At 69.3% G+C, this 4,852-nt stretch carries 3 protein-coding genes and 2 pseudogenes; all 5 read right to left on the bottom strand.

What is annotated here, in order from left to right; genetic code table 11:
* Window positions 1–89, bottom strand: a pseudogene (locus ADK54_RS44770) (ATP-binding protein); the annotation flags it as partial.
* On the bottom strand, window positions 70–654 hold the full coding sequence (locus tag ADK54_RS43125; RefSeq protein WP_078966246.1) for a DUF742 domain-containing protein: 585 nt from the start codon (window positions 652–654) through the stop codon (window positions 70–72). The pseudogene ADK54_RS44770 and the gene ADK54_RS43125, both read right to left, overlap by 20 nt.
* A 111-nt stretch (window positions 655–765) precedes the next feature.
* Window positions 766–1,179, bottom strand: coding sequence for a roadblock/LC7 domain-containing protein (locus tag ADK54_RS09575; RefSeq protein WP_053725133.1), 414 nt, complete (start codon window positions 1,177–1,179; stop codon window positions 766–768).
* Window positions 1,180–1,189: 10 nt separating this feature from the next.
* Window positions 1,190–4,390: a nitrate- and nitrite sensing domain-containing protein gene (locus tag ADK54_RS09580; protein ID WP_053725132.1), complete on the bottom strand. Its 3,201-nt coding sequence runs from the start codon at window positions 4,388–4,390 to the stop codon at window positions 1,190–1,192.
* A 356-nt stretch (window positions 4,391–4,746) separates the two neighbouring features.
* Window positions 4,747–4,852, bottom strand: a pseudogene (locus ADK54_RS09585) (ATP-binding protein); the annotation flags it as partial.

The following is a 4,852-nucleotide window of genomic DNA, read 5'->3' on the forward strand; positions in this document are numbered from 1 at the left end:
GTCTTGCCCACGCCGAAACCGCCCGCCACCACGATCTTCGCGGAAGTAGTGGAGCGGGCAGCACCGCCGCTAGAGCTTGCGAAGTCCACTGAGCACCCTTTCGAGCAGTGTCACGTCTGGCTGTCCGCCGGCGGACTCGTCGCCGCCGGGCTGGTGGATGGCGACAAGTCCGGCCTCGGCCAGGTCGGCGACGAGGATTCGGGCAACGCCGAGGGGGATGGTGAGGAGTGCCGAGATCTCGGCGACCGACTTGATCTCGCGGCAGAGGTGGCAGATCCGCTGGTGCTCGGGCAACTGCCCTTGCAGCCTTGCCGGTTCCGCCGTGGTGTGCACCAGTGCCTCGATGGCGAGCTGGTAGCGCGGCCGGGTGCGGCCGCCGGTCATGGCGTACGGGCGCACAAGGGGATTGTGCGCGCCGCCCGCAGGTGAAGACTGGGGGGTCTGCCTCGGCTGCACCGGTTCGATCCGGTGCTGCGGCGGCTGGTCGTACGGGCTCGGCTGACGGTTCGGCTGCTGGTAGGGCCCCTGGTACTGGCCGCCCTGTCCCTGACCGTGTCTGCTCGGCGTGGAGGGGAAGTTGAAGCGGTTCTGGCCGTGCTCACCCGGAGACTGCTGTCCACCGCTGTAGGGGTGCCCGCCTGGGGGTGTTGTCACGTTTCCTCCTCCGACTACCGGTGCCCGTCCCATTGGGGCCGCGCCACCGCACCTTATGGGGCGGTGGCGAGAAACGCACGGCCTGTCTGCTGATTGAGAACTGATCGGTAACTAGTTAAGAAGGCTTCCCTGAAGTTCCGCGCGCAGGTCGGGAGTCAGCACACTCCCGGCACGGTCCACGAGCAGGGCCATCTCGTAACCCACCAGGCCGATGTCGGCCTCCGGGTGCGCGAGAACGGCGAGGGAGGAACCGTCGGAGACCGACATGATGAAGAGGAAGCCGCGCTCCATCTCCACCACCGTCTGGTTGACGGCACCGCCTTCGAAGATCCGGGAGGCGCCCGCGGTGAGGGACGTCAGACCGGAGGCCACGGCCGCCAGCTGATCGGCCCGGTCCCGGGGGAAGCCTTCGGACATCGCCAGCAGGAGTCCGTCGGCGGAGACCACCACCGTGTGGGACACCCCAGGGGTGTTGTCCACGAAGTTGGTGATCAACCAGTTCAGATTCTGCGCCGCCTGGCTCATCGGGCTCACACTAACGCTCCTGGTTGTAGGTGTTACTTGTGTCCGACCCCGCGTTACGGCCCTGCTGGACGCCGCGGCGCAGGTTGCTCAACCTGCCGCGCACGTCCTCCGGAGCGCGGGAGACCTGAGGGCCGCCCTGCGGGGTCTGCTCGGCCGCGCCCTCGACCAGATTGGCCTTGGGCACCCGCCGGGGGAGACCGGAAGGGGTGACCCCGCCGGCCTTGGGCTCACGGAGCTTCTCGGCCCGCGTCCAGCGCTCGTCGTTGGTCGAGCGCCAGTCGCCTGCCGGTTCCGACGGCTCGGCCTGCTCCTGCTCGGGCTCGGCCGGCCAGCTCTGCTGGCCGCCGCGCCGCGGCAGACCGGCGTCGGTCATCGCGTGGGCGGTGGTCGGGGTGGGGCCCGGACGGTCGAAGCCTACGCGGTCCGCGGGGCCCTCGGGAACGCCCCGGGACTCCTCGGCGGATTCCGCTTCCGACTGGAAGGGGCCCGCGTACGGCTCCTGATAGGCATTCTCCTGCTGCCAATCGCCTTGCGGCGCCTGGGTGGCGTACGGGGCCTCGTAGGGGCCCTGGTCGGCCGTGGAGTCCCCGTAGGAGCCTTCCGCATAGCCGGACTCCGGGTAGCCGTTCTGGGGCGCGTAGGAGTCCTGCGCGTAGGCGCCGGTGTGCTCGGGGGCGTACTGCTGGCCCTGGTACGAGCCGTCGTAGCCACCAGCCTGCTGAGGCCCGTAGGAGCCTTCGTAGGACTGGTCCTGCGTCGCGTACTGCTGCCGGCCCTCGTACGAGCCGTCGTACGCCGGGGACTGCTGGTCCTCCAACTCGTCCCGGAACAGCGGGCGTTCGCCGCCCTGCGCCTGGGCCTCCAGGGCCGCGCGGCGCTCCTCGCGCATCAGCGACCGGTTGACCGGGTCGAGTTCGCGGGGGTCGGCCTGCTCGGCGCTCTCGTACCGCGAGTCGTCGAAACCGAGCTCGGCCGCCGTACGCATCGGCGCGGGGGCGGACGCGTACGACTGCTGCTGCTGGTGCTGCTCGGGGATGATCGAGGAGACCGTGAAGTCGTCGCCCAGGGGCGCGCTCTCGCCGCCGCCACCATGGGTGATCGGGTCCGGGAGCATGACCAGGGACGTGGTGCCGGCCTGCTCGCCCGAGGGGCGCAGCTGGACGCGGATGCCGTGCCGGTCGGAAAGCCGGCCGACCACGAACAGGCCCATGCGCTGGGAGACCGCGGCGTCCACGGTCGGCGGGTTGGCCAGGCGGTGGTTGATGTCCGCGAAGTCCTCGGCGGTCAGGCCGATGCCCTTGTCGTGGATCTCCACCATCACCCGGCCGTCGGGAAGACGGGTCGCGGTGACGCGGACCTTGGTCTGCGGCGAGGAGAACGTGGTGGCGTTCTCCAGGAGCTCGGCGAGCAGGTGCACGAGGTCGGTCACGGCCCGGCCGTGGATCTCGGCCTCCGGCACGCCGGACAGCTCGATGCGCTCGTACGACTCCACCTCGGAGGAGGCGGCGCGCAGCACGTCGACCAGCGGGACCGGCTGGTCCCAGCGGCGGCCCGGCTCCTCGCCGGCGAGGACCAGGAGGTTCTCGCCGTTGCGGCGCATACGGGTCGCCAGGTGGTCCAGCTTGAACAGGCTCTCCAGCTGGTCCGGGTCGGCCTCGTTGTTCTCCAGGTCGGTGATGAGGGTCAGCTGGCCCTCGATCAGGGACTGGTTGCGGCGCGAGAGGTTGGTGAAGATCGCGTTGACGTTGCCCCGCAGGAGCGCCTGCTCGGCGGCGAGCCGGACGGCCTCGCGGTGCACCTGGTCGAAGGCGCGGGCGACCTCGCCGATCTCGTCCGTGGAGTCGATCGGGATCGCCTCGACGCGGGTGTCGACCCGGCCGGGTTCGGTGCGCGAGAGCTGGTCGACGAGCATCGGCAGACGCTGCTCGGCCACGTCGAAGGCGGCGTTGCGCAGCCGGCGCATCGAGCGGCTCATCTGGCGGGCCACCATGCCGGCCAGGATGAACGCGGCGAGCAGGGAGACCACGACGATCGCGCCGTTGATGTACGCGGTGGTCTTGGCGTCGTCGGCGATCTGGCCGGCCTCGGTCACGGCCCGGGTGACCAGGTCGTCCTCGACCTCGCTGTAGCCGTCGAACTTCGAGGTGGACGCGGCCATCCAGGACTCGGGCGTGATGCCCTGGGCCTTGAGCTGCTTGGCGCTCTCGCCCCCGCCGATCGCGGCGGCCATCCCGTTGTAGATCGAGCCGTCGGCCGCCGGGGCCGCGCCGATGTGCGGGCCGTTGTCGGCCTGCAGCTTCCCTCCGGGGAACTCCTGGGCGACCTTGGCGGCCTTGGCCGTCATGACGTCCTTGAGGTGCTGGCTGTCGGCGTCCGTACCACCGGCGTCGAACTCGCCGAGGGCGATGAACTCCAGGTAGTTGTACGAGTTGAACGCCTTGACCTGCATCTGGAAGGTCTTGGTGTCGTCGCTCGGCCGCAGCAGCAGGTGCATGCCGATGGAGCGCTGCAGCGACTCCGCCGACTTGGCGAGGTCGACCGCGTACACCATGCGGCCGTAGCTGGTGATGTTTCCGGTGCCCAGGCCGAGCTCGTTGGAGAACGTGCTCAGGTAGTGCGGGATCGCGGTGTAGCCCTCTTCGGTGAGGACCGGGTTCTTGGCCTCGACGCCCTTGGCGTACGCGGTCTTGCGGAGGTCGTCGAGGGTCTTCTCGGCGTCGCGGACCTTGGCCAGGCGGCGCTTGAGGCTCGGGGTGTCCGGCATGCCCTTGACGGCGTCGTCGAACTTGGCGCGGGCGGCATCGGAGGTCGCGTACGCCTTGCTGACGATGTCGCTGTCGCGCTTGTTCTCAAGCAGGGGCTGAGCGGTGAGGTCACGCTCGTTGAGCAGCGCCTGGCCGTAGTCGGAGGCGGCGCGCACGATGTTCGCGACCTTCTCGGCGTTGCGGGCGTCGCGCCAGGTGGCTATGGACCCGTTCACCTCGAAGCCGCCCATGACGAGGCCGACCAGTACGGGGATGAGGAGGATCGCGTTCAGCCTGGTGGCCACGCGCCAGTTGCGCGGCGAGAAGCGGCTGCTGCTGCCCGGGGCGTCCTTCTTGCCGTCCGGGGCAGAGGTCTCGGGCGCGGGCGGTGCCACCGCCGTGCGCTGCGGCGGGGTGAAGTTGCCCCGCGCCTGCTGCGTCGCGGAGCTCGTCCTGCTTCGCTTCACTCGACCAACAACCTCTCGGAGCCGGCACCCGTGGGGCGTGCCGCAGTGTGTTTCAGAGCCGTACTTCTCGGGGCCGTACTACTCGGGAGTTCGCCGAATTCCAGCACGTGGGACGGCTGCCATCCAAACGTCTGGAATCTCCGGTTCCGAGTGGCCAAAGCCTCAGATAAAACGGGCATAAAGAGCGAGCCCCGCCAAATGACGGGGCTGTTGTGCGCGCTGTGACACCGGATGAACGCGGCGGGTTGCGGTGACACGAGAATTCTCTGTCGAAACGTTATGAACACAGGGGCGGATCGTGTCAAAGGACACAGTCCGCCCCCGTTTCGCCTACGACAACTGCCGTAGGCGACCGCCTACTTGAGTCGTGCCATGAGGGCGTGTTCGACGAGGGTGATGAGGGCGCTTTTGGCGTCTGCTCGGTGGCGGGCGTCGGTGACGATGATGGGGGTGTCGGGGCCG

It is taken from the genome of Streptomyces sp. WM6378 (assembly GCF_001279695.1).
Lineage (GTDB): Bacteria > Actinomycetota > Actinomycetes > Streptomycetales > Streptomycetaceae > Streptomyces.

Coding starts and splice junctions, on each gene's coding strand:
- ADK54_RS09575 (WP_053725133.1), bottom strand. CDS start 1,179: ATGAGCCAGGCGGCGCAGAATCTGAACTGGTTGATCACCAACTTCGTG.